The 24,788-nt window shown below is 40.6% G+C and carries 25 protein-coding genes; 8 read left to right on the top strand and 17 right to left on the bottom strand.

Annotated features, from left to right (window positions below; genetic code table 11):
• Positions 1–52 precede the first annotated feature (52 nt).
• A complete protein-coding gene (tsaE, locus tag LX64_RS15035; RefSeq protein WP_111598485.1) occupies positions 53–475 on the top strand; it encodes a tRNA (adenosine(37)-N6)-threonylcarbamoyltransferase complex ATPase subunit type 1 TsaE in 423 nt (140 codons plus the stop codon).
• Positions 476–525: 50 nt separating this feature from the next.
• Positions 526–1,743, top strand: a complete 1,218-nt coding sequence (locus LX64_RS15030) for an alanine dehydrogenase (protein WP_111598484.1) — start codon at positions 526–528, stop codon at positions 1,741–1,743.
• A gap of 26 nt (positions 1,744–1,769) precedes the next feature.
• Here LX64_RS15030 and LX64_RS15025 read toward each other — a convergent pair whose 3' ends face one another.
• The 7 genes from LX64_RS15025 to LX64_RS14995 all read right to left on the bottom strand — a co-directional run bounded on the left by LX64_RS15025 (position 1,770) and on the right by LX64_RS14995 (position 8,271).
• A complete protein-coding gene (locus LX64_RS15025; protein WP_111598483.1) occupies positions 1,770–3,008 on the bottom strand; it encodes an outer membrane beta-barrel protein in 1,239 nt (412 codons plus the stop codon).
• Positions 3,009–3,144: 136 nt separating this feature from the next.
• Positions 3,145–4,389, bottom strand: coding sequence for a porin family protein (locus LX64_RS15020; RefSeq protein WP_111598482.1), 1,245 nt, complete (start codon positions 4,387–4,389; stop codon positions 3,145–3,147).
• A 190-nt stretch (positions 4,390–4,579) separates the two neighbouring features.
• Positions 4,580–5,272: a hypothetical protein gene (locus tag LX64_RS15015; RefSeq protein ID WP_148707333.1), complete on the bottom strand. Its 693-nt coding sequence runs from the start codon at positions 5,270–5,272 to the stop codon at positions 4,580–4,582.
• 139 nt (positions 5,273–5,411) lie between these two features.
• Positions 5,412–6,098 carry a hypothetical protein gene (locus tag LX64_RS15010; RefSeq protein WP_111598480.1) on the bottom strand — a complete coding sequence of 229 codons (687 nt, stop codon included), beginning with the start codon at positions 6,096–6,098 and terminating at the stop codon, positions 5,412–5,414.
• A 126-nt stretch (positions 6,099–6,224) separates the two neighbouring features.
• On the bottom strand, positions 6,225–7,019 hold the full coding sequence (locus LX64_RS15005; protein ID WP_111598479.1) for an undecaprenyl-diphosphate phosphatase: 795 nt from the start codon (positions 7,017–7,019) through the stop codon (positions 6,225–6,227).
• 82 nt (positions 7,020–7,101) lie between these two features.
• Positions 7,102–7,365 carry a DUF3098 domain-containing protein gene (locus LX64_RS15000; protein WP_111598478.1) on the bottom strand — a complete coding sequence of 88 codons (264 nt, stop codon included), beginning with the start codon at positions 7,363–7,365 and terminating at the stop codon, positions 7,102–7,104.
• A 33-nt stretch (positions 7,366–7,398) separates the two neighbouring features.
• Positions 7,399–8,271: a cell division protein FtsX gene (locus tag LX64_RS14995; RefSeq protein ID WP_111598477.1), complete on the bottom strand. Its 873-nt coding sequence runs from the start codon at positions 8,269–8,271 to the stop codon at positions 7,399–7,401.
• A gap of 201 nt (positions 8,272–8,472) precedes the next feature.
• On the opposite strand from LX64_RS14995, the gene leuS reads away from it, so the two are divergent.
• Together leuS and LX64_RS14985 are read left to right on the top strand one after the other, a co-directional pair.
• A complete protein-coding gene (leuS, locus tag LX64_RS14990; RefSeq protein ID WP_111598476.1) occupies positions 8,473–11,238 on the top strand; it encodes a leucine--tRNA ligase in 2,766 nt (921 codons plus the stop codon).
• A 155-nt stretch (positions 11,239–11,393) separates the two neighbouring features.
• Positions 11,394–12,251 carry an endonuclease/exonuclease/phosphatase family protein gene (locus LX64_RS14985; protein ID WP_158538634.1) on the top strand — a complete coding sequence of 286 codons (858 nt, stop codon included), beginning with the start codon at positions 11,394–11,396 and terminating at the stop codon, positions 12,249–12,251.
• Positions 12,252–12,327: 76 nt separating this feature from the next.
• On the opposite strand, the gene LX64_RS14980 is transcribed toward LX64_RS14985, so the two are convergent.
• Positions 12,328–13,653 (bottom strand): M28 family metallopeptidase, encoded by a 1,326-nt coding sequence (locus LX64_RS14980; protein ID WP_111598474.1) that lies wholly within the window; start codon positions 13,651–13,653, stop codon positions 12,328–12,330.
• Positions 13,654–13,811: 158 nt separating this feature from the next.
• On the opposite strand from LX64_RS14980, the gene ruvB reads away from it, so the two are divergent.
• On the top strand, positions 13,812–14,840 hold the full coding sequence (gene ruvB / locus LX64_RS14975; protein ID WP_111598473.1) for a Holliday junction branch migration DNA helicase RuvB: 1,029 nt from the start codon (positions 13,812–13,814) through the stop codon (positions 14,838–14,840).
• A 76-nt stretch (positions 14,841–14,916) separates the two neighbouring features.
• On the opposite strand, the gene LX64_RS14970 is transcribed toward ruvB, so the two are convergent.
• The 3 genes from LX64_RS14970 to LX64_RS14960 all read right to left on the bottom strand — a co-directional run bounded on the left by LX64_RS14970 (position 14,917) and on the right by LX64_RS14960 (position 17,745).
• Positions 14,917–15,618 (bottom strand): response regulator transcription factor, encoded by a 702-nt coding sequence (locus tag LX64_RS14970; RefSeq protein ID WP_111598472.1) that lies wholly within the window; start codon positions 15,616–15,618, stop codon positions 14,917–14,919.
• 359 nt (positions 15,619–15,977) lie between these two features.
• A complete protein-coding gene (locus LX64_RS14965) occupies positions 15,978–16,793 on the bottom strand; it encodes a DUF3108 domain-containing protein (protein ID WP_111598471.1) in 816 nt (271 codons plus the stop codon).
• A gap of 10 nt (positions 16,794–16,803) precedes the next feature.
• On the bottom strand, positions 16,804–17,745 hold the full coding sequence (locus LX64_RS14960; protein ID WP_158538633.1) for a lysylphosphatidylglycerol synthase transmembrane domain-containing protein: 942 nt from the start codon (positions 17,743–17,745) through the stop codon (positions 16,804–16,806).
• Positions 17,746–17,838: 93 nt separating this feature from the next.
• Here LX64_RS14960 and ruvC point away from each other — a divergent pair, with 93 nt between their 5' ends.
• Complete coding sequence (gene ruvC / locus LX64_RS14955; protein WP_111598469.1) at positions 17,839–18,426, top strand: crossover junction endodeoxyribonuclease RuvC; 588 nt, start codon at positions 17,839–17,841, stop codon at positions 18,424–18,426.
• Between the two features lie 151 nt (positions 18,427–18,577).
• Positions 18,578–19,375 (top strand): response regulator transcription factor, encoded by a 798-nt coding sequence (locus LX64_RS14950; RefSeq protein WP_111598468.1) that lies wholly within the window; start codon positions 18,578–18,580, stop codon positions 19,373–19,375.
• On the opposite strand, the gene LX64_RS14945 is transcribed toward LX64_RS14950, so the two are convergent.
• The 4 genes from LX64_RS14945 to rsmA form a co-directional block, all read right to left on the bottom strand.
• Positions 19,365–19,766 (bottom strand): HIT family protein, encoded by a 402-nt coding sequence (locus LX64_RS14945; protein WP_111598467.1) that lies wholly within the window; start codon positions 19,764–19,766, stop codon positions 19,365–19,367. The two genes, LX64_RS14950 and LX64_RS14945, sit on opposite strands and share 11 nt — an antisense overlap.
• Positions 19,767–19,980: 214 nt before the next feature.
• Positions 19,981–20,454 (bottom strand): transcription elongation factor GreA, encoded by a 474-nt coding sequence (greA, locus tag LX64_RS14940; RefSeq protein WP_111598466.1) that lies wholly within the window; start codon positions 20,452–20,454, stop codon positions 19,981–19,983.
• Positions 20,455–20,581: 127 nt separating this feature from the next.
• Positions 20,582–21,511, bottom strand: coding sequence for an NAD(P)-dependent oxidoreductase (locus LX64_RS14935; RefSeq protein WP_111598465.1), 930 nt, complete (start codon positions 21,509–21,511; stop codon positions 20,582–20,584).
• Positions 21,508–22,260 carry a 16S rRNA (adenine(1518)-N(6)/adenine(1519)-N(6))-dimethyltransferase RsmA gene (rsmA, locus tag LX64_RS14930; protein WP_111598464.1) on the bottom strand — a complete coding sequence of 251 codons (753 nt, stop codon included), beginning with the start codon at positions 22,258–22,260 and terminating at the stop codon, positions 21,508–21,510. Before rsmA ends, LX64_RS14935 begins: the two co-directional genes overlap by 4 nt.
• A 118-nt stretch (positions 22,261–22,378) precedes the next feature.
• Between rsmA and pdxA the strand changes: the two genes are divergently transcribed.
• On the top strand, positions 22,379–23,455 hold the full coding sequence (pdxA, locus tag LX64_RS14925) for a 4-hydroxythreonine-4-phosphate dehydrogenase PdxA (RefSeq protein ID WP_111598643.1): 1,077 nt from the start codon (positions 22,379–22,381) through the stop codon (positions 23,453–23,455).
• A gap of 6 nt (positions 23,456–23,461) precedes the next feature.
• On the opposite strand, the gene LX64_RS14920 is transcribed toward pdxA, so the two are convergent.
• Together LX64_RS14920 and LX64_RS14915 are read right to left on the bottom strand one after the other, a co-directional pair.
• The gene (locus LX64_RS14920) at positions 23,462–24,301 is read right to left on the bottom strand and encodes a class I SAM-dependent methyltransferase (RefSeq protein WP_111598463.1); all 840 of its coding nucleotides are present in this window, start codon (positions 24,299–24,301) and stop codon (positions 23,462–23,464) included.
• Positions 24,302–24,476: 175 nt separating this feature from the next.
• Complete coding sequence (locus tag LX64_RS14915; RefSeq protein WP_111598462.1) at positions 24,477–24,773, bottom strand: winged helix-turn-helix domain-containing protein; 297 nt, start codon at positions 24,771–24,773, stop codon at positions 24,477–24,479.
• Between the last annotated feature and the right edge of the window lie 15 nt (positions 24,774–24,788).

Below are 24,788 nucleotides of genomic sequence, written 5' to 3'. Positions count from 1 at the left end.
GCTTTTTTAAGGGAGGGAAATATTAATGCAACGAGATTGCTAATTTTAGGTTATGGAACTCGAATTTTCGTTAGCAGAACTGCCCTCCGCCGCGGCAACATTTTGGAAAGAAATGGCGGGATCTACAACGTTTGCTTTGCATGGGCAGATGGGTGCTGGGAAAACCACCTTTGTGAAAGCCTTATGTGCTGCTAAAGGAGTGAAAGATACGACGGGAAGTCCTACTTTCTCGATCATCAACGAGTATGCCTATAACGAAGACGGTATGCAAAAGAGCATATTTCACCTCGACTTATACCGTTTAAAAAACGAGCAAGAGGCGATGGACGCCGGTGTAGAGGATTGTTTGTACCAGGGGGCCATTTGTTTCGTGGAATGGCCAGGTGTGGTAGAAGACATCATGCCATTAGACACCGTTACGCTTACGTTAGAAGTATTACCCAACGAAAAAAGGCTATTACGGGCTCAGAAATAGCTTATCTTTGAGAAATACGTAATTTCATTTTGATAATCCTATAAACATTTATGGATCAAAGGCAAAAACCTGTTGTGAGTGCGGGCTTTACTTACACGCCCATGGAAGAAACGTTGGATATTCCACAGAAAAATTCCCGTTTATTCATTGGCATTCCCAAAGAGCAATCTTTCCAAGAAAACCGCATTGCCCTCACCCCAGAAGCTGTGAGCATCCTGGCGAATAATGGTCATCATATAGTGGTTGAGCATAAAGCAGGCGATGGTTCGCATTTTTATGATACGGATTATTCGGAAGCGGGCGCAGAAATTGTGTACGATAAGAAGGATGTATTTAAAGCAGAAATTATCGTAAAATCGGCCCCATTAACCGACGATGAAATCGAGTTATTACACCCCCACCAAATTGTTATTTCACCTATCCATTTATCGGTATTGAAAGCTGAGCAGGTACAGCGCATGATGGATAAACGAATTACGCTCCTCAGCTTCGAGAATTTAAAAGATGATGCAGGTACATACCCGATCGTTCGTGCTATGAGTGAAATTGCCGGTAGTGCGGTGATGTTAATAGCGGGGCAATATTTGAGTAATAGTAACCGTGGGAAAGGTATTTTGCTAGGAGGCATTACGGGTATTCCGCCTACGAAAGTGGTAATTATTGGTGCCGGCATTGTAGGTGAATTTGCTGCTAGAACAGCCTTAGCATTGGGTTCCAGTGTAAAAGTATTTGATAATAATATCTATAAACTAAAACGTCTTCAAAATAACATAGGTGTACGCTTATTTACCTCAGTTATTCAACCACGCGTACTCGCTGAGCAATTGAAAAATGCCGACGTGGCGGTGGGAGCATTATCATCTCAAAGTGGCCGTACACCCATTGTTGTAACAGAATCGATGGTAAGCAATATGAAAGCCGGTTCTGTGATAGTGGATGTAAGTATAGATCGTGGTGGTTGTTTTGAAACCTCGGATGTAACCACGCATGAAAACCCGGTTTTCAAGAAGTACGATGTAATACATTACTGTGTTCCAAATATTCCTTCGGGATTTGCGGGTACAGCATCGCAAGCAATTAGTAACGTATTGATGCCTTTATTGCTGGAAGCGGCAGATGATGGCGGGTTTGAGAACTTAGTATGGATTAAGAGAGGTGTGCGGAATGGGATATACTTGTACAAAGGAGCTTTAACAAACTACCATCTTAGCGAGAAATTCAAATTGAAATATACTGATTTAGAACTGCTGTTAGCAGTGAAGGGTTAAGCAAAGCTTAACCCTTTTTTTATGATTTAGAGGCGGTACCGGGTGATTAAATACACCGTATGTCTAATCGTTTGTGCGCCAATTGTATTAGCAAAACCTGCTCCCCGGTCGTACCTAGCATCTACATCCCAACGGTATCCAATATTCATTCCCACTAAACAAATCCAGGACTGATCATACTTCCGGTAGCCTTCTATTAGCGGCTTCTTGCCTTCTGTTGGTTTACTATATGAATTATTCCGTTCACGTACCATAAAGCCACTTCCAATACCTAAGCCAAAACGGGGCTTTATCTTCGAGGTAAAAGGGTGCGTATATTCACCGATTACATTGAGTTGAACATAATCCAAATCGATATCTACTTTATACGGATCTGCCAAGTTCCAATTAGCGAAATAATTTCCGTTTAGATTAATACTTCTGTATTGTAATTCGGCTATAGCGGCCCAACGCAAGTACTTTTTGGATAGCGAAGCTTTTACAAATACGCCAATCGTTGGTGTAAAGTAGTTATCAATTTCAAAACGGTTTAACACATGCTCCCATTCGAATTTTGTAATACCAACTCCTCCCATAAAACCATACTGAACAGGTGCTTTAGCTTTTACCTTTTCAGTAATGGCCATATTTTCGGCGCCATACTTACACGATAGGTATTGTTTTATAACGGTTTTCAATCCTTTCGCAGTATAAGGTGTAGCATCTATTGTTTTCTCGTTGACGCAATTGCCTACTATCTCTAATAATTCTGTTCTATAATAGGGTAAAGTTTGTAGGGCACTGCTGTTATGATTATATACAACAGTGTTATTCAGTACAGTCAAACCACCATTTTCATCCTCCACGATAAAATAACCGGTACCGGATAGGTGATCATATTCATACAAACTTACCTGTCCTTTCAGGATGCATTGTGCGAAAATTCGCTTATCCTGGATATTGCGATTACCGGGGTGCATGGTAGCTAAATTCTCTGCAGACCTGGTGGTAACATCCAACTTTACTTGCATGCTTTTAAAGCGTTCGTCACTTTCCGCGTAATAAAAGCCTGCTAGATCAGTTGGGAGGTAAGTTATTGCAGTAGCATCCAATGTAGTTTTGAAGAGGATGTATTGCGGCGTTTTATCCTTGTAGGTATTTTCGATATAGCCTTGCAAACTATCGCCATTGGGTTTATAAATCGTTCCTTTTTCGTAATGCCCTGCTTGGGATTGAATGGTACATAACAAACAGAGTAGGCTGCATAGCCAAAATTTTGCCGTCATAGTGTCGTGTAAATTGTAAGGTTTGGTTGATAAGATATACGACCTATAAACGATACTTTCGGCGGGTTGGGGTTAGGTTTCATAAAAAAAGGATCGACCTATAGTGATCGATCCTTTTCAAAAAATATCTTTTAGATTAGAAATTGTATTTCACAACTCCACTTACTTGTTTTCTACCCACTTGTGTTCCATTTAGGCTAGAGAACCCGTTACCGCCTTCATACCTAACATCTACTCCAAACTTTTTCACCATAATACCGGCACCAACAATAAATGATTGTTCGTAATTACGTACACCGGTGAACATAGTACCTGCATCGCGGTTATCGTTTAAAGCAACGCGGCGTTTGTATTCATTTTCTTTGGTACTAATAACGAAGCTATTACCAAAACCAGCGAACAATAAAGGTTTAATAGAAGATTTAGAAGGGAACATGTAGCGAAATAGGGCATTCAGTTGCGCATAACTAAAGCCTGCTTTAAAATCACGCACTTCGGAGTACATATCTGTTTTAGTACCTTCTGTGCTTACTTGGCGATACAAACCTTCTACAACAATCGACATTTTCATGTATTGACGTGAAAGCGGAATATTCATAAACGCGCCTACTAAAGGAGTTCCGCTATTTTTCGAATCAGCTTTACCGTCGAATAAATCATATTTAAAACTAGCCGAACCGTAGCCTGCCAGTACCCCGAACTGCAAAGGACCCGATTTTACACGTGTATCTTGGATGTCTTGTACAGTTGCAGTACCATATTTGCATGCTTGGTACTTCTTAACTACGTTGATCAATGCTGTTTCTTTGTATTGAATAGTATTGATCTTATTTACATCCACGCAATTGCCCATTTTCTCTAACAAGGTAGTTTGATAATAAGGCAATGTTTGTATAGCATCTTGCTTGTGGTTATACATAACGGTATTGTTCAATGGTGTAAATTGGCCATTCTCATCTTCCAGGATATAATATTCCAGGGAATTGTCGTACACCATTTTGTATAAACTCATTTTCCCTTTCAATACTTGCTCAATAAAGAACTTTTTCTGCTGGATATTCCTTTCATTTTCGCCCATTTTTTCTAACGCGGTAATGTTGTGCGTTGTTAAATCGAGGGATAATTGTTGGCTGGTATACACGTTACCATTGTTATATTTGAAACCTTGGATTTGATCCGGTGTATAGGTTTCAATAGTACCAGTAGCAGTTGTTTTGAAACGAATAGATTGAGGAGTACGGTCTTTCGTTCTTGTTTCGAGGAATCCTTTTACACTGTCGCCCACAGCACGAATAATAACACCTTGTTCAAATTGTTGTGCAGTTGCTCGCGACGCAAATATTGTTGCGATGGCCAAGAGGCCTACTTTTACATAACGCATAGGTTAAATAATAATTTAGTTACGAAAATTTGCCGCTAAATTACTGCAAATACTTGGAGCAACATATTTTTGATACACGAATAGTAACATAAAAAAGGATCGACCTATAGTGATCGATCCTTTTCATCAAACTAATTAATCTTATGTAATAACTGTACGAATTTGCATTCAGCGTACGAAGACAGCAGGTTTAGTATTCTACAATCGACCGTAAAGCATCTTTACCATATTGACAAGCTTCGTATTTTTTAATAATTTCTACCAGGCTCTTTTTAGTGTAGCGTACCGGTTTCAGTTGTTTATCTGATACGCAAGTATTGAATACACGTTTTAAAGCACCTTTATATACAGGAATTGTAGTTAGCAATTCTTGTTGGCTTTGTTGATTGGAAAACCTTCTCACACCTTCATATTCTACGAGGTTATCGAGAGGGTAGAACTGTTTTACTTCGTCTTGTAAGATGAAGTAATCGATATTATTGCCCCAGTTGTAAACGTATAGTTTCGTTTGACCTTCGAGTAGCAATTGAATGAAAACTGTTTTCTTTTGAATATCGCGTGTTTGTTGTGCGCGGTTCTTGAGATCCTCTAATTTCTGAGAAGTAAGATCTAGTGTTAGTTCTTGGCTAATGAAAGTTTCGTTGAGGTCGGTATACTTGAACCCTTTTACCATAGTAGGCAAATAGGTAACAACTTCACCTTCTTTAGAGGATTTAAAATGGATAGCTTCGGGTGAATTAGTGGATAGTAGTTTCTTTTCGATGAAACCGGTTAGACTGTCACCTTTTGCTGTGTAGATCACACCCTTTTCATATTTTTGAGCGAATGCAGTAGCGGAAGTCAGCATGGCAACCATTGCCCAAATGAGTTTACGTGTAAACATTTGAAGTTTTTTAGATTTTGGAACTGAGTTACTAACGTAATGATGCAAGAAATTGGCGATATCCACAATGCCGGCGATGGAATTTTTGCGGGCTTGGGAGGAAGTTGTGCTGCATTACGGAAGTGGTTGATACTGAATACTAATAGGCTACGATTAACTTCTTCACATCGTCGCCATAGCGGCAAACTTGGAAGTTAACGAGGAACTTTTTGAAGGCGGATTCCGTGTAGCTGAGTTTCCGAATATCGGCTTTTGTAACGCATTCGGTGAACATCAACTCCAGTTGGTCCTTATAAACAGGTATTATTTTAACGTTAGTGGTGCTTACCCCCACCCCGCTGAAACCATTACTTCTTTCAACATACACATGGGCGTTTTCCATACCGGTGAATACACCTGCTTGGTCTTCAATAATGTAATACACATATTCATCACCATACAAGTATTTATACAGCTTCAAGCGGCCATCTTGCACAAGCTCGAGGAATACCGCATCGGTACGAACGTCGCGGGATTCAATAGCGATACGCGAGAGTTTTTCCGGGTCTTGCGTGGTGAGATCTAATTTAAGGGTAGCAGATACGAAGTAAGCCTTGTTACTGTCGTACTTGAATTTCTTGATGTCTTTCGGCGTGAAGGTTTGGGTGTTGCCAGCCTCTGTTGATTTGAACTGTATAGTGCTGGGCGTTAATTTGGCATTGGGTTTCTCGATAAAACCGGCAATGCTATCACCATTAGCTTTAATCACATACCCTTTTTCGAACTTTTGTGCACGGGCTGTAATAGCAAACATTACCAGGCCGGCTAGGATGAATGGAATACGCATAGGTTACTCGACAATTTGATGTAAATAAATACTAGATGAATTTAATTTTAAAATTCCATACCCCCCTCAAAAAAAATTCCTTCTTTACTTGGTAAAGAAGGAATTAGTATTAAAAAATAAGCTGGATTATACTTTCAAATCAACATTCATCAATAAAGCACCGATGATAATCAACCCTACGATAATACGGTAGATACCCCATACACGGAAGCCATATTTATTCAAGAACCCGATAAAGAACTTAATGGCCAACATAGCTACGATAAATGCTACCACGTTACCGATTAAGAGCAATTGTAGGTTTTCGGAATGTGCGAAGATGAGTTCATGGTTCTTCATCAACTTATAGCCGGTTACAGCTGCCATGGTAGGTACCGCCAAGAAGAATGAGAATTCTGCCGCTGCTTTCCTTGTTAAACCTTGTTGCATACCACCAATAATACTGGCTGCACTTCTGCTAACACCTGGGATCATGGCAATACATTGGTAAAAGCCAATCCTGATAGCTTGGAATATATTTACTTTCTCTTCAGAATCGATTTTCGGGTTTTGGAACCAATTGTCTACAAACAACAATACAATACCCCCTAATACGAGGGAAATACCAACCGTCATTGGACTTTCCAGGAGTGCATCTATTTTATCGGCGAATAGGTACCCAATTATTAGTGCCGGCACTACAGCAATGGCGAGTTTTGTATAGAACTTAAGAATATTGGCATTGAAGAACTTCTTCCAATACAGTACCACTACCGCGAGGATGGCACCGAGTTGGATACATACCTCGAATAGCTTTGTAAATTCGTCTTCATTAATACCTAAAATACTACTTACGATAATCATATGCCCTGTTGAAGAAATGGGCAAGAATTCTGTTAACCCTTCTACGATCGCCAAAATAATGGCGTGAAAAATACTCATGCTTTTGAGATTGCTTTTGTGGGAATGGAAAAAAAGAAAGCGATGCGCGGGCATCGCCTTTCAAAAGAATATTGCTAATAGCTTATTGTTGTTGTTTTGGCTTCTTCATAATGGCATATACTTCTACCGCAAGGCCAATTAAGATGAATAAAGGTGCCCATGTGATACGGCGAGGGCTATATACATCGTTTACATTGAATGAATCTGGAGATGTACTTGCACCACCCATCATCAAAACGAAACCGATAAGGATAATCACGATACCTGCGATCATCAATACGTAGTTGTCTTTAGAAAAAAGGCTACGTTCAGGGATTGATTGTGTTGATTTTACTTCTTTCGCCATATGATTAGCTATAATGTGTTCAAAAATTTAAGATTAATAAAGGTCGTCGAGTTTCATTTTCAGGTATTTCATCACGGCGCGGTGGGTGCTGAATAAAGAGATACCCATTCCGATAATGATAAGGCCGATGAACAACACCGTGATCAGGAAATGATCGCGTAAGCCGCTAAGGCCTGGCAGTTGTTTATCTGCGAAATACAATAAGGCAATTAACCCGGCGATAGACAAAATGCCGCTGATAGCACCATTTAACAAGCTACGTAAATCGAACGGTTTCACAATAAACCAGCGGGTAGCGCCTACCATTTGCATAGTTTTAATGAGGAAACGGTTGGAAAACATCGCCAAACGGATGGTATTATCGATTAGCACGATCACCACGATGGCCATTAAGGCACTGAGTACGAGGATCACCAAACCAATCTGCTTCATATTGTCGATTACAGAATTCACTATTTTCTTCTGATAGAACACCTCGCGTACGTTATTGTACTGCTGCAGGTTCGTTTCTATCATTTTCAGACTATCTTGTTCAACGTAGCCGGCCTTCATTTTGATAACGATGCTGGCGTATAAAGGATTATAACCTAGCAGTGTTACAAAATCTTCGTTCATTTCCTTCTTCATCGTTTCAGCGGCCTGTTCCTTCGTCACGTATTCGATATTCTTCACAAACGGCTGACGACCAATGGTATCACGCAACGCGATGGCTGCTTCATCTTTCACATTATCCCTTAAAATAACTTGCAATTCCACACTTTCTTTGAAGTAATCGCTTAATTGCTTAGCATGGATCACAATAAGACCCAAAATGCCTAGCAAGAACAATACAAGTGCAGTGCCCAGGATAGAATAGATGTACGTAGGTTTCGATTTCTTTGCTGATGATTTTCCGGGTTGAGCCATTAATCGCTTGTTTATTGGCGAAAATAATAAAAATTAACAGTTATGTTTACTTTTGCCCTCCCAAACGATATTTTAACATTTTTATTTCACAGGTAACATAACAAAGGCGTATCCTTTGATTATTTTGGCGATTTTTGCTAACTTATCATATTTACCCGGATAAGGCGACCTGGGAAGGGTCGATAGAAATATATTTTTTTTATGGAATACAATTTCAGAGCGATTGAGCAAAAGTGGCAACAACACTGGAAAGACACGGACGCTTACAAGGTTAGTAACGACAGTAACAAACCGAAATGTTACGTGCTAGACATGTTTCCTTACCCATCAGGTGCAGGTTTGCACGTTGGGCACCCGCTCGGTTATATTGCGACAGACATATACGCTCGTTTCAAAAGATTAAAAGGTTTTAATGTATTGCACCCAATGGGCTATGATGCCTTTGGTTTGCCTACAGAACAATACGCTATCGAAACTGGGCAACACCCAGCGATTACGACAGACAAGAACATCGAATCGTTCCGTTCGCAGCTCGACAATATTGGTTTTTGCTACGATTGGAGCCGCGAGATTCGTACGAGCGACCCGAGCTATTACAAGTGGACGCAATGGATTTTCTTGCAATTATTCAACAGCTGGTATAACCGTGCTGCAGAAAAGGCAGAGCCGATCGAGTCGTTGATTCATGCTTTCGAGCAAAATGGTAACGCAGGCATCCCTTGCCCTGGCGACCGTGCCATCCAATTCAGTGCAGCTGATTGGAAAGCCATGGATGAAGTGGCGCAACGCAACATTTTAATGGAGTACCGTATAGCTTACTTAGCTTTTGCAGAAGTAAACTGGTGCGAAGCATTGGGTACCGTGTTGGCGAACGACGAGGTAATTAACGGCTTAAGCGAGCGCGGTGGTTATCCAGTAGTGAAAAAGAAGATGCGCCAATGGTTTTTACGCATCACGGAATATGCCGACCGTTTATTAACCGGCTTGGAAACGATCCAATTCAGCGATGCCATGAAAGACATGCAACGTAACTGGATTGGTAAAAGCCAAGGTGCGGAAATTACCTTCAAAATTGACCAAAACGATGCGAACATCGTAGTATATACCACTCGTCCTGATACCGTGTTCGGGGTGGATTTCATTGTATTGGCACCAGAGCACGACTTGGTAGCGAGCATTACTACACCGGCGCAGGCCGATGCAGTAGCTGCCTACATCGCTTATGTTCAAAGCCGTTCTGAGCGTGAACGTATGGCCGAGGTAAAATCGATTACCGGGGTGTTTACAGGTTCTTACGCCATTAACCCGTTCAATGGCCAGCAAATTCCAATCTGGTTATCAGAATACGTATTAGCTGGTTACGGCACAGGCGCTATTATGGCGGTTCCTTGTGGCGACCAACGCGATTTCAACTTCGCAAAGCACTTCAATATACCGATCACTAACATCATTGGTGATGCGTTTAATGGCGAAGAAGCGAATCCTACTAAGGATGCCAACCTTACCAACAGCGGTGAATACACAGGTATGCCGATGAAGAAAGCGATGGAAGCGATCAACAATTCCATAGAAGAAAAAGGTATTGGCAAGCGCCAAGTGAATTTCAAAATGAGAGATGCAGGCTTTAGTCGCCAACGCTACTGGGGCGAGCCTTTCCCAATTGTATTCAAGAATGGCGTGGCATACCAAGTAGATGAGAAAGAATTACCGGTTGAATTACCTTATATCCAAGATTATAAACAAGGGCCAGAAGGTGAAGGTCCTTTAGCTAATGTTACAGCATGGGTGAACCTTGCTGAAGGCGTTAAGCGCGAAACCAATACAATGCCTGGTTATGCCGGCAGTAGTTGGTATTTCTTGCGTTATATGGACCCACACAATGATGCGGCCTTCTGTGATAGGAAAGTATCCGACTATTGGGGACAAGTTGATTTGTATGTGGGTGGTACTGAACATGCTGTAGGTCACTTGTTATATTCGAGATTATGGACGAAAGTATTATACGACTTAGGACATATTGGCTTTGATGAGCCCTTCAAGAAATTGGTGAACCAAGGTATGATTGGTGGTAGCAGCCGCTTGGTGTACAGGGTAAAAGAATCCAATACGTTTGTAAGTGCGGGCTTGAAGGACCAGTATGATACAACAGAATTGTACGTTGACGTAAATATCGTAGACGGTGTTGAATTGGATACTGAAGCTTTCAAAAAGTGGAGAAGTGACTATGCTACTGCCGAGTTTATATTGGAAGATGGCAAATACATTTGCGGTACGCTGACTGAAAAAATGAGTAAGCGTCTTTTCAATACAGTGAACCCGGATCATGTAGTTGAAAAATATGGAGCAGATACGTTCCGTATGTACGAAATGTTCCTTGGCCCATTAGAACAAAGCAAGCCATGGGAAACAAAAGGCATTGAAGGTGTACACCGTTTCTTAAAGAAATTATGGCGCTTGTTCTACGATGAGCAAAAAGGCTTCATTGTAGAAGATAAGCCAGCTACACCGGAAGAATTGAAGGTATTACACCGTTCTATCCGCAAAATTGAAGACGATAGTGAGCGTTTATCGTACAATACAGCAGTGAGTAACTTCATGATGTGTGTAAACGACTTAACCGACTTAAAATGTCATAAGAAAGAAATCTTAGAGAAAGTATTGGTGTTATTAACACCGTATGCTCCGCACGTTTCGGAAGAATTATGGCACCAATTGGGTAACACAGGTAGTATTTTGAATGCAGCATACCCTGTATTTGAAGAGAAGTACGTAGTAGAAACTACAAAAGAATACCCTGTTTCTATTAACGGTAAAACGCGTACAACCATGGTGCTCGACTTAAGCTTAGAAGCAGCAGAAGTAGAAAAATTAGCCATGGAGAACGAGGTAGTTATTAAATGGTTGGAAGGTAAAACACCAAAGAAAATCATTTTCGTAAAAGGGAAAATGATCAACATTGTGTTGTAAAGCTTGACAATTAGCTAAATAAATGAAAACGCCTTCACATGCTGTGAAGGCGTTTTTTATTGAATACGATGAAATAATCTTAAACATACATGCACGGTATGTGAAAACCAATGGGATATGTATATATTTACCGCCTAACAATCTTAATTGTGATTATGAGAAAAGTATTGAGCGCCCTCGCGCTGGTATTAGCCACCACACTGGGCTTACAGGCACAGGATAATTCGATGCAAGTAATGACTTTCAACATTCGGTTGAATACATCGCATGACAGCAGCAATGCATGGCCGAACCGTAAAGATATTTTGGCTAGCCAGGTATTATATCATCAACCTGCTTTGCTAGGTGTACAAGAGGCTTTATGGGATCAAATGCAAGATTTAACAGCACGTTTACCACAGTATAAATATATTGGTGGTGGTAGAGACGACGGGAAAACCAAAGGTGAATTCTCCGCGATTTTCTATGATACAACACGTTTACAATTATTGGAATCGCATACTTTCTGGTTGTCGGAAACGCCCGATGTACCAGGTTCAAAAGGCTGGGATGCGCAAATTACACGTATTGTAACGTATGGTAAATTTAAAGATCGTAAAACAAAGAAGATTTTCTACCATTTCAATACACACTTTGATCATATTGGTGCTATTGCACGTAGGGAGTCTGCGAAATTCTTGTTAACGCAGGTGAATAAGATAGCTGGTAAAACACCGGCAGTTATTACAGGTGATTTCAACTCGGAACCACAAGACGAGCCTATCCGCGTGATTACCGATGAAAACAATCCTTTACGTTTAACAGATGCAAAAGCTATTAGCCAAACGCCGCATTATGGTCCTACCGGTACCTTTAATGGCTGGAAAAACAAAGAGCGAAATAATAACCCTATCGATTACATCTTCGTTCATGGCAAGGTGAAAGTATTGCAACATGCAACTATTTCGCAAACTTGGGGTGGCAGATTTGCATCTGATCACTTCGCGGTTATCGCGAAAGTTATAATGCCTTAATATAGGTAATTCAACGAAATAAAAAAAGCTTCTCTGCATGCTGTAGAGAAGCTTTTTTATAGATATACCAGGCAGACTATCTTTCTAATTTTTCGATACGTGTTGGGGTATCGGTACCATTTACGATAGATTGTGCGCTAACAGCGATTGCTTTGATAATATCTGTGATATTTTTCACATCAAGCGTGCTAACCTCGTCGGTTACTTGGTGATAGAATTTATCTTTATCGATTTGTGTAGTTGAAATCGTGTGTGCAGGAACACCTAAACGAGCTAGGGTAGCGTTATCTGAGCGGTAGAACAAGTTTTGTTCTGGATAAGGATCTGGGTGGAATTTGAAGATAGATTTCTCCAAGTTCTTCTGCAAGATTTTACCGAAGTCAGAACGTTCGTAACCTGTGATAAATGCGCTATTTACACCGAACTTAGATTCTTTACCAATCATTTCGATATTGAACATCGCAACGACTTTATCTGCATCTAATTGTTTAGAGAAATATTGCGAACCGTAACCACCAATTTCTTCAGCAGTGAAAGCTACGAAAACTAGTGTACGAGCAGGTTTTGTATTTTTATAATGATTTGCTAAAGTGATCACCGCGGTAACACCGGAAGCATCATCATCAGCACCGTTGGCAATAGTATCAGTTGCATGTTCATTGTGAACAATACCCAAGTGATCGTAGTGACCAGAGAATACCACCATTTCTTCTTTTTTAGATGTACCAGGGATAATGCCCACTACGTTGTTCAACGCTTTTCTTTCTTTTGCTTGTTGAATCTTTAGTGTCCAATTAGTGGGTGCAGCTTGACCTTCTGGCAATAAAACACCAATTGTTGTAACAACTGGTTTTTCAGGACCACCTTCCATAGAAAGGCTACCACCACCACCATGGCCTAACATTTCCTTCAACTTTTGGAAATTAGCCTTGTATTTCGCAGGGAAAAACACTACTGTATTGGTTTTACCGCGGCTCGCTACGTAAATAGAACGAGGAGCATCGTCGCCGTCGTATGTTTTAACTGTGACACCGCTTTCTTGTGTCCAGTTAACATCTGTAGCGTTACTGAAGAACAGCATGTCGTTTTCGCCGATTGTATTGTTATCAACAGTTACTTGTTGACTTACAGGGCTAATTGATTGAACAAAGAATTGTTGTTTATAAGTATCTAAACCTGGCAAGAATTGCAAACCGGCTTTTTTGAATTCATTTTCAATGAACACAGAAGCACGATCTATCCCAGGTGTAAAAGTACCGCGACCTTCCATGTCATCAGCAGCGAGGGTATTGATGATACGTTGAACTTCTTTTTGTTCTATTTTCTTTTGCGCTTGTGTAACCTGTGCTGAGCCGATAGCAGCGAACATCAGCAGGCCTAACGACCAATTAGATTTTATCATTTTAGTTGATTTGTGCGTTAAAAATAAGGATTCAAAACCGTTATTTCGAGTAGAATGGGATAAGCGTTGTACCAAATCGTTGTAAAACTCTTTACTTTTGAGGATAACCGGCGAATTGTAGATTTATTATCCAGCCGATTACAAACTAAAATTATCAAATGTCTAATCCGAATATAAGGCCCGATGACCAGCGCTTAAGTGCGGCTGATAAGGAGTTTGAGAATAGTATTCGACCGAAAGAGATCGTTGAATTTTCGGGGCAAGACCAGATCATCGAAAACTTGAAGATCTTCATCAAAGCAGCCAAAATGCGTGGTGAAGCGTTGGATCATATATTGTTCCATGGCCCTCCGGGTCTTGGTAAAACAACTTTATCGCGTATTGTAGCGAACGAGTTGGGTGTGAATATTAAAGAAACATCTGGTCCAGTGATAGAGAAACCTGGTGATTTAGCAGGTTTGTTGACGAATTTAAGCGAGAAGGATGTGTTATTTATTGATGAGATTCACCGGTTAAGTACGGTAGTAGAAGAGTATTTATATTCCGCTATGGAAGATTACCGGATTGATATTATGATAGATAGCGGTCCGAATGCACGATCTATCCAGATTAACTTATCTCCCTTTACTTTGGTGGGAGCTACTACCCGTTCGGGGTTATTAACGGCGCCGTTATTATCGCGTTTTGGGATTAAATCACGTTTAGAATATTATACTGCCGAAACGCTTCAACAGATCATATGGCGTGCTTCAGGCTTATTGAATACTAAAATAACATCAGATGCAGCCATGGAAATTGCCCGTAGGAGCCGCGGTACACCGCGTATAGCCAACGGGTTATTGCGTCGTGTACGTGATTTTGCCCAGGTAATGGGGAATGGTGTCATCGATTTGGGAATTGCCCAGTTTAGTTTGAAGGCATTGAATGTAGATGAATATGGATTGGATGAGATGGATAACCGCATATTGTCGACGATCATCGAAAACTTTAAAGGTGGGCCGGTTGGGATTACTACGATTGCTACAGCAGTAGGTGAAGAAGCCGGTACCTTAGAGGAAGTTTATGAACCATTTTTAATACAAGAAGGGTTTATGAAGCGTACCCCGCGTGGTCGTGAAGTTACGGCGAAAGCCTATTCACATTTAGGGAAAACGCCGCCATACCAAGGGGGCAATTTATTGTTTTAATAACCAGGTTTCTTATAAAGAAAAGCCCATCACTACTTGGTAGAGATGGGCTTTTTATATTGCATAAGAAGAAAGCTTAGTCTTTTACCACCAAGCGGAAACCGTTACCATGAATGTTTACGATTTCGATTTGTGGATCTTCTTTCAAATATTTACGCAATTTAGCAATGTAAACATCCATACTACGACCGTTGAAGTAAGTATCACTGCCCCAGATTTTTTTCAACGCTACTTCCCTAGGGAGAAGGTCGTTTTTATGTTCACAGAGCATATGTAGGAGTTCATTTTCTTTTGGCGAAAGCGTGTGTGAATCGCCGTCTTTAGTGAGTGTACGTAAACGTGAATTAAACTCGTACTGGCCAATTTTGAACTCGTGTACTTCTTCTTCTTTTTGGTTTAATTCGGAGTTACGTTTAAGAATTGCTTTGATTTTAAGCAAGAGCAATTCACTATCGAAAGGTTTGGCGATATAATCGTCGGCTCCAAGTTTATAACCTTGGATAATATCTTCCTTCATGGTTTTAGCAGAGAGGAAGAATAATGGAATATCGGGGTCAACATCGCGAATTTCTTCTGCGAGTTTAAAGCCGTCCATATTCGGCATCATGATGTCTAGTAGGCAGATGTCGAATTTTTCTCTACGGAAGGCGGCTAATGCCAAAATACCGTCCCTGCAAAGTTCCACTTCATAATCATTCAATTCCAGGTAATTTTTCAGCACCATGCCAAGATTCGTATCATCTTCTGCTAAAAGTATTTTGGGTTTACGTTCTTCCATATTTAAGGGTATTAATAATGTTATACAACAAATATAATTTAAATCTCAACTAGCAATATGCAGAAAAATTGTGCCTATTGCACATAAGGATTTGTTAAAAAACGAATACGGGGCATTTAGGTTCACGCTCGAACTGAGTTTTTTATATAAACCGATTCATTATTAAACCTACGAAATGGCTTCATTAAACTGATTATCAATAATTTAACAGAACTGACTCCTAAAGAATTGGGATGGAAGGGGATTTCATTTGCCTTAACAAGAGCAAGGATTCAACTACAAGCTTTTGAGAAACTTGTTCTTAACGACATAACTAATGGCATTAGAATAACGCGAGCGTTGGAAGCAAGGCAACTCACCTACTTCGCCTTAATTAAAGAAGAGAACCCATAACGCAAGTTTGCATAAGCTACCATGTCAACTACGATATTACCAACAGATATAGGGCTTTCAATACGTAGTGGTACTTTATTCGCATCATCGCTTACCCATACATTCATTTGTTCACCACCGGTGAACATGGTGCCTTTGATGAGTAATGGTTTAAATTTAATGGCGCGGAACTTTCCGAATTTTGTGTTTACTTCTTCCTTTCCGAGGTAGCGAATGTAGATATTGTATACCTCGTCGTCGAGAAACATATTGAAGGGAATTTTATCGCCTACTTTGTATTTATTGAAATCGATATTACGGGCGTAATATATAGAGCTGATTACATCTTGCACGCAGTTAGGTACATTGAAGGTACCAGTTGTGCTGGTTGCTGTATTCTTTTCAGTATCAAAAGCTACATTATTGTAGATTTTGTAACCGCCTTCATTCACATTCCGGATGAAACGAAGAGGCTTCAATGTAGCTGTATCGATATAACTTTCATAGCGATCGCGCACTTTGAAAATCCAATCGTAAGCACGGAAAGTTTTACCATCGCCAATTACGTGGTATACATCCCTGTTGTTATATTTTTCGAGTTTACAAGTGAACGTAGCTTCGCCGGCACCGACATACATTTTACCTAAGTTGTAGTATACTTTAAACGTGATACTTTCCCCTGGTTTAAAACTTGTATTGCGGATACCGCAGAAATCGTCTTGGTAAGTTGGCGCAACCCGTTTCACTTCAGCTGGGGCGCCTGTAAAGGTTAACCCGCAAAGCAGTAGTAATAGATACTTCATTGTACGGAGGCTATTTGTCCTTAAAAATTTTAACACCTAGTAACAAGATGCTTCCTATTATAGCCGGTAGTACGAGGTTAATCAGCCATATACCTACTGTTGCTGCAATGATGCCTGCCAAATTACTACTCAATAGGGAAAGAAAATAAATACTTACTTTTCCCCTAACGCCTAGCTCTGCAATCGCGATGGTAGGAACTATTGCCATAATCAAGTAGATGGTGCTGATCATTAAAAATCCTTGCCACCACACAACTGTAACGCCTAACGCATATAATAAAATCAAATACTGTGCCGAGAACACGAGGTACCTGATGAACGAAAGCATCAATAAAACACCCAGATTTCGCGGTGAATAACGGGCTATGATTAACACAAAAATCTTCGCTTTTCGCAAAATGGGGATCTTATCGAAAATAGCGACTATTATCTGCAATCTAAAATATAATAATATGATTAACGCACAAACAACCATCAGCACTCCTAACAATATTTTCTCCCAGAAGTTAGGCCCAAAGTGTTGCCCAGCCTTGATTACCTCAAAGTTATTTATATAATAAATAAATCCGACTAACCCCATTACGATAGTAATGATAAGCTGGCTATAGCTACCCACGATAGTAGCAGCAATAGCCTTTAATTTATGGCGATTTTTTAAATAGAGGATTCTGCCCCCGTATTCGCCTACCCTGTTGGGCGTACTAACGGAAACGGATACACCCGATAAAATTGCCATAAACGCTCTTCGGAATGAAACGTATTCTAAGGGTTTTACCAGCAACTGCCACTTCTTAGCCTCTAATCCCCAGTTCATTAGCATCATAACGGCCATAAGCAATAACACGGGCAACCCATTTTGCGCAATTAATTCGCGCATTTGAGTAAGGGTCTCGTCGAGGTTTTGCTGGTGTTTTAATTGCAGGAAAATCAAATAGGTTAACAATGCAAACAAGCCGCCGCCGAATAAGTAATTGAGGATTATTTTGGTACTTTTGTTCAGATTATTAAGTTTAAGTTTTTAGGTTTCGGCAAAAATAGTTCCAGCTTGGCAAACAAATCAAAAATAATTTTAGGAATCGACCCTGGCACACTCGTCATGGGCTACGGAATCATTGCCGTAAATGCCCAAGAAGTAACTATTTTGAAGATGGATGTGTTAAAACTTTCGAAGCATAAAGATCATTATGAACGCCTACAACTTATTCACGCTTGCGTTAATGAGATCATAACACAATATAAACCAGTAGCTTGCGCTATTGAAGCACCATTTTTTGGAAAGAATGTACAAAGTATGCTGAAACTTGGTCGCGCTCAAGGTGTTGCTATTGCAACGGCGATGCAAATGGGACTTAGTGTAACAGAATATTCGCCTAAAAAAGTGAAGCAAAGCATTACGGGGAATGGTAATGCCGATAAGGAACAAGTTTGGCAGATGCTACAACATATTTTGCGATTCGATGAAAAACCCGAATATTTGGATGCGACCGATGCCTTAGCTGTAGCGGTTTGTCATCATTTCCAAGAATCAAGCCCTACTGCGAAAGTGGCTCCTACTAAAACTGCGGCTGCGAAGAAAAAGGCCAGCAGTTGGGAGCAATTCTTGTCCCAAAACCCAGGCAGAATCGCGCGGTAAACGCACGCTTAAAAAAATTGCACGCAATCGGCTATTTTTTAATTGCAAAAATGTACTTATTTTGAAAACAAAACCTGTGGCTGGGTACTGGATATTTGCTTCCATGTTAACGTACAATTTTTATTTTACCAAACCCTAATAGTGTTCGTAGATGGATACGAAAGCCAAAATATTATTAGTTGAGGACGATTTCAATCTCGGTGCGATCACCAAAAGGAGATTAGAGGAGGCCGGTTTCACCGTGGAACATTGTATCGACGGGGATGTGGCATGGAAAGAATTTCAACGCACGATGTATGATATCTGTTTACTCGACGTGGTGATGCCGAAAAAAGACGGGTTTGCGTTGGCTCAACTCATCCGTAAGAAGAATGATTTTGTACCCATCCTTTTCCTCACTTCGCGTTCGCAAGATGAAGATAAGATTGCAGGGTTCAAAAACGGCGCAGACGATTATGTCACCAAACCCTTCTCCATGCAGGAGTTATTACTCCGTATAGAAGTGTTTTTGAAAAGAACGCGTCCTTTAAATGCTGATAAACGCACTCAATTCAAACTCGGTAGCATATTATTTGATTACGGTGAACTGAAATTGATTGCCCTTGAAGGCGACAAAAAAGTGAAAGTTTTAACCCAAAAAGAGGCAGACTTACTGAAATTCCTCTGCGAAAACGCCAATAAAACACTCAAAAGAGAAGAAATCTTGTACCATGTTTGGGGCAAGGACGATTATTTCTTGGGTAGAAGTATGGACGTTTTCATTACGAAAATCCGGAAAAACTTCCCACCTGACAGCCCGGTTAAACTTGAAACTTTACATGGCATTGGTTTTAAATTCCACATGCCGAAAGAAGAGTTACCGGAAGATTTCGATATTAATGCTTATTTAGCACCGCCGTCTACTCCAAAATCCAAAGCAGACGACGATGCCACTGCTGCTACAAAGTAGCTGGCAATTGTGCAATTATTTTAGCTTGAATGGCTTGGAATTCCGAAGGTTCCAGTTTCAATTTAGCGCGTGTGAAATTCATATCGTCGGCTGAATTGATAGGAATTAAGTGCATATGCGCGTGCGGAACTTCTAAACCCATTACGCTTATACCTACCCTATTACACGGCACCACGCTTTCAATGGCTGCTGCAATGGGCTTTGCAAATGCTAACCAAGCATTTAAATATTCAGTAGGCACATCGAAAAACTTATCAACTTCTACTTTTGGAACAATCAAAGTATGGCCTTCCATCATTGGGAAGATGTCTAAGAATGCATAAAATTGATCGTTCTCCGCGATTTTATAACTAGGGATGTCACCCTTGATGATTTTTGAGAAGATAGTCATGGTAATAACGCTTTGTTTGCCGGGGGCAATGTAATAAATGTTTTTATAAACTTACCTGGATTGATGGCTTAACAGGGGAGGGAGAAAAGTAAACCAAGTGTTGCATGGAGTGACACAACGGGGGCTAGATAGGGAAACAATGGTCAGTAATAGTTCATAATAAAAAAGGTCGGCGATGATGGCCGACCTTTTAGTATTATGAATGAAGAATGTTTTACACAGTAATATCTTCAATTTTAAATTTCATGATACCGTTCGGAGCGTTTACGTCAGCTACTTCTCCGATCACTTTACCTAGCAAACCTTTGCCGATTGGCGAGGTAACGGAAATTTTACCTGCTTTAAGATCGGCTTCTTTTTCAGATACGAGTTGGTACGTTACAGTTTTCTTATTGGCTACGTTGGTAATGGTAACTTTACATAAGATAGAAACTTTAGATGTATCAATGGCATCTGCTTCTAAAATTCTAGCGGTTGCGATGGCATTCTCCAATGACGCTACTTTGGCCTCATGGAGGCCTTGAGCCTCTTTGGCCGCATCATATTCTGCGTTCTCCTTAAGGTCGCCTTTTTCACGTGCTTCTGCAATTGCTTTAGCGATCTCAGCCCTACCCTTTGTTTTTAGAAAAGTTAACTCTTCCTTCATTTGCTCAAGGGTTTCCTTTGTAACATAATTTACGCCAGACATAACCGATTGATTTTTTAGGTATTACAATAAAAAAATCAACGCTCTCATTTGCACAAGAGCGTTGTAAGTGTGAATAGCAAATATAATGTTTTTGAACGTTAATAGTACAGCTACATCATATATATTATTATGATATGTCTAACTTCTGTAACACGTATTGAGCCATTTTAATACTGGCTTCGTGGGAGTAGCCGGCGATGTGTGGCGTAATGACTACCTTGGGATGTGTAGCCAATGCATGCAACTGTGATTTTTCAGTTTCGTTATATGTTGCCACTTTTTCATTCTCCAAAACATCTAAACATGCACCAGAAACGATGCCTTCTTCAAGAGCAATAAGCAAGTCGGCAGTATTAAGCACTTTCCCCCGCGATGTATTGATGTATACGATGGGATGAGCGAATGACTTCAAAAACTGTAGATTCACCAAATGCTGCGTTTCCGGGGTTAATGGCAAATGTGTACTGATAATGTCGGCTTCAGCGAAAAGATCTTCAAGGCTAGCTTCTTTTACATACTCGTTACTGAAACCTGTTTTGTACTTGTCGTAGGCCAAGATATTCACATCGAATCCACGAAGCTTACGCGCAAATGCACCACCAGTATGCCCGAAACCAATAATTCCGATCGTTTTTCCTCCAATCTCAAATCCCCTATTCAACTCGCGTTCCCAAATTCCATCACGCAATTCGATGTTACTTTTCACGATATTATTGGCTAATGCTAGTAACATACCAACAGCCTGTTCACCTACAGCCTCTGCATTGCCTTCAGGGCTACTTACACAACGAATACCTTTACTTTCTGCATAAGGAACATCAATCAATTCCATACCCGAACCTAGTCGGCCAATCCATTGGAGTTGGCTAGCATGGTCGATCACGGGGCGATCAATTTTTATGCGTGTTGTAACAATTAAACCGGTGAATTGGTTAATGGTGTCTTTTACTTCATCGTACGTAATAGATGGCTTATAGGTAATACTGAATCCTTTGGTTTCCAGCTGTTCGATGAGATATGGATGGACCTTTGCAGTGATTAATACTTGTGGTTTCATAACATTTTGTGCGACAGCGCTACGAAATCCGCCACGCTTAGTTGCTCTGCTCTTTTTGTAAAAATTTCGTCTTGTAACATTTCCTTATCGAAATACCCTTTCAACGGGTTCCTTAATTGCTTGCGGCGCTGGTTGAAAGCAGCTTTCACCAAGGTGAATAATTTCTTTTCGTTGGCAATATCGTATGGTACTTTCAACTTTTTACAACGAATCACACCCGATTTAACTTTAGGAGGAGGGTTGAAAGCGTTTTCTTCCACATCAAATAAGTATTCCACATCGTAATACGCTTGGAACAATACACTCAGGATACCATAGTCTTTATTACCATGGCCCGAGGCAATCCGCTGCGCTACTTCTTTTTGGAACATACCAACAACCACAGGCACTTGTTCTTTCCATTCGAGGATACGGAACATGATTTGTGTGGAAATATTGTATGGAAAGTTGCCAATTACACTAAACTCACCTTCATAAGGCACTTTTGCAGTAAGGAAGTCTTCGTTAATGATTTTTCCTTGGATAGCAGGGTATGTTTTTTGCAAATACTCCACTTTTTCGGTATCCAATTCAACCGCTTTGAAAGTAATACCCGGAATCTGCAAGAGGTATTTCGTAATAGCGCCGCCACCGGGGCCTACTTCCAATAACTGCATGTTATCGTGAACAGGCATAGCCGCCACGATATCTTGACAGATTTTTTCATCCTTTAAAAAGTGTTGTCCTAATGATTTCTTGAGTGTATACATATGCCTATCAAAACGTAAAGGTACTAAATTTAAAGTGGGGGCAACGGATTCACCGTTTTTAGTGCAAGCCGCTAACTATTTCTTATATTTGTTCGTTATTTATCGTTACCAGGATTATATGAGTCAAATTATCACCAACAACAACAAGCCCGTTATCGGTATCACTATCGGCGATATCAACAGTATCGGCGCAGAAATTATCATCAAAACCTTTGTTGATAATCGTATGCTGGAATTGTGTACACCCGTGATTTTCGCGTCGAATAAAACGATTAATTTTTATCGAAAGTTGCTCAATGAAAACAATTTCAACTACCAGAGCATCAAGGATTTCACGCGGTTGAATACGAAACAGGTGAGTGTATATAACTGTTGGGAAGAAGAGGTACAAATTACCCCTGGCCAGTTGAACGAAGTAGGTGGCAAGTATGCTGCTCGCTCGCTAGAAGTAGCCCTGGAATGTTTAAAAAATAACGAAATCGACGGCATCGTTACCGGCCCGATTCACAAAAACAATATTCAACAACACAACTTCCAATATACTGGTCACACCCCATGGCTCAAAGAATCCTTTAATGCGAAGGAAGTATTGATGCTTATGACCGCTGAAAATATGCGTGTTGGGTTACTGACCGAGCACGTGCCTTTAGCTGAAGTAAGCAAATATGTAACGGTAGATAATATCATGAGCAAACTCCAGCTCATGAAAGAAAGCCTCATCAAAGATTTCGGAATCGACAAACCTCGTATTGCTGTTTTGGGATTAAATCCACATGCCGGCGACGATGGTTTAATTGGTAATGAAGAACAAAAAGTGATCATCCCTGCCATTACAAAAGCAAAAAATCAAGGTTTACTTTGCTTTGGCCCATATAGCGCTGATGCATTCTTCGCAAGAGGTATGTACAAAGAGTTTGATGGCGTGTTGGCTATGTACCATGATCAAGGTTTGATTCCATTCAAATCGTTAGCAACCGGTGAAGGTATTAATTACACAGCAGGCTTACCTATAGTTCGTACGAGTCCCGACCATGGCACAGCGTTCGATATTGCTGGTAAAAACATTGCCGATCCAGCATCCTTCCGGGAAGCGGTATATTACTGTATTGATATTATTTCGCAAAGAGCGACGTATGCAGAAAATACAGCCAACCCGTTGAAGAAAACCGAGCTAGCATCAGAGCACCTCGCATAATTTCTTTTACAAATAGAACGATATCATTTCTATCCAACCTTCACCTACTTGGTGAAACAATTCGTTGCGCGCTTTTAACTTGAACTCCACATCGGCAATAGAATCGATGGTAGCGATATCGCCGTGGAGGGCATCAATAAGAGCGAAGACATTTTCGCGCGAGTACATCGACAAATTTCCTTGTACCAAGGTTTCCAGTTTCTGCAGGATAGCCTCTACCCTTTCGCGGTGTGGTAAAGGCACTTGGTGAATAGGCAATGCATAATCCATCACTACTACATTATGCTTTTGTGAGCTACGGAATCTTTCCATTAGCCGGTGGAAAGTATTGCCGTTGATATAATGGATAATACCTTCGAAAACCAGCAATGTTGGTATGCTTGAATCGTATCCATGCTTGGTGAGGGTATCCAGGAGTACTTGTGGTTCGCGGAGATCGGCTTGTAGGAGTTGAATAGACGCGTGCGCAGGCAAGAGCTTTTTGTAGATCGCGTTTTTCTCTTCAGTGAAGGAAGCATCGACTTCAAAAATCTGGCTGATAGCCGCATGATGGTGTTCAAAGAGGTACAAAGCTAATGGATCAAGGCCGGCAGCGAGGATAACGACTTGCATTTGTCCATCTTCCCACAAGTAACGATCAATCAAGAAACGCGTAAACAACTTCCGGAAATACAATACATCGCCGAGAATTTTTGCATGTTCATCGAACGCATCAATTCCTTCGCCCAAATGCTCGAAATCGAGGAATTGCAAATATTGGTGAGCAAGACCTTGATCATAGAGTTGTTGGGCATGTTTAAGTACGAGCGCAGAAGTAGGCGCCACTTTAATTTTGTTGGCAAGCATATGAATCTCCCAGGGGTTTAAACGTTAACAATTCCGCGAATTCGATAAGAGAACAAATATACTTAGAGAGCCTGCAACAGTAATGCGGTAGGGCTTTTTAGGGGAAAATGGGGAAGAAAAAATTAGTGGAAAATATGGCGAGGTGGGGTTAGCAAAATGGGAGGAAAAGTAGTAATTACTTCTTCCCGGTATGCAAGTATGATTGGATTGATTTCACGTAATTTTCGAACGCAACAATCCCCTTCTGCGTAACCTTACAGATAGTTTGTGGATAATTATCTTTGAATTGTTTTACCACGTCGACGTACTCTGCTTCTTTCAGCTTATTAATTTGTACGCTTAAATTCCCTGCAGTAGCATTCGTTTTCTCCTTTAAAAAAGTAAACTCCGCCTCATGCACACTGATAAGCACGCTCATTATAGCGAGCCGAAGCTGTGAGTGTAAAACCGGGTCTAGTTCTTTAAAATCCATGTACGTTCATTTTCC

The sequence above is a fragment of the Chitinophaga skermanii genome (assembly GCF_003259335.1).
Classification (GTDB): Bacteria; Bacteroidota; Bacteroidia; order Chitinophagales; family Chitinophagaceae; genus Chitinophaga; species Chitinophaga skermanii.
Note: the sequence above shows the minus strand (reverse complement) of the source record. Positions and strands in the feature narration are given on the sequence as shown.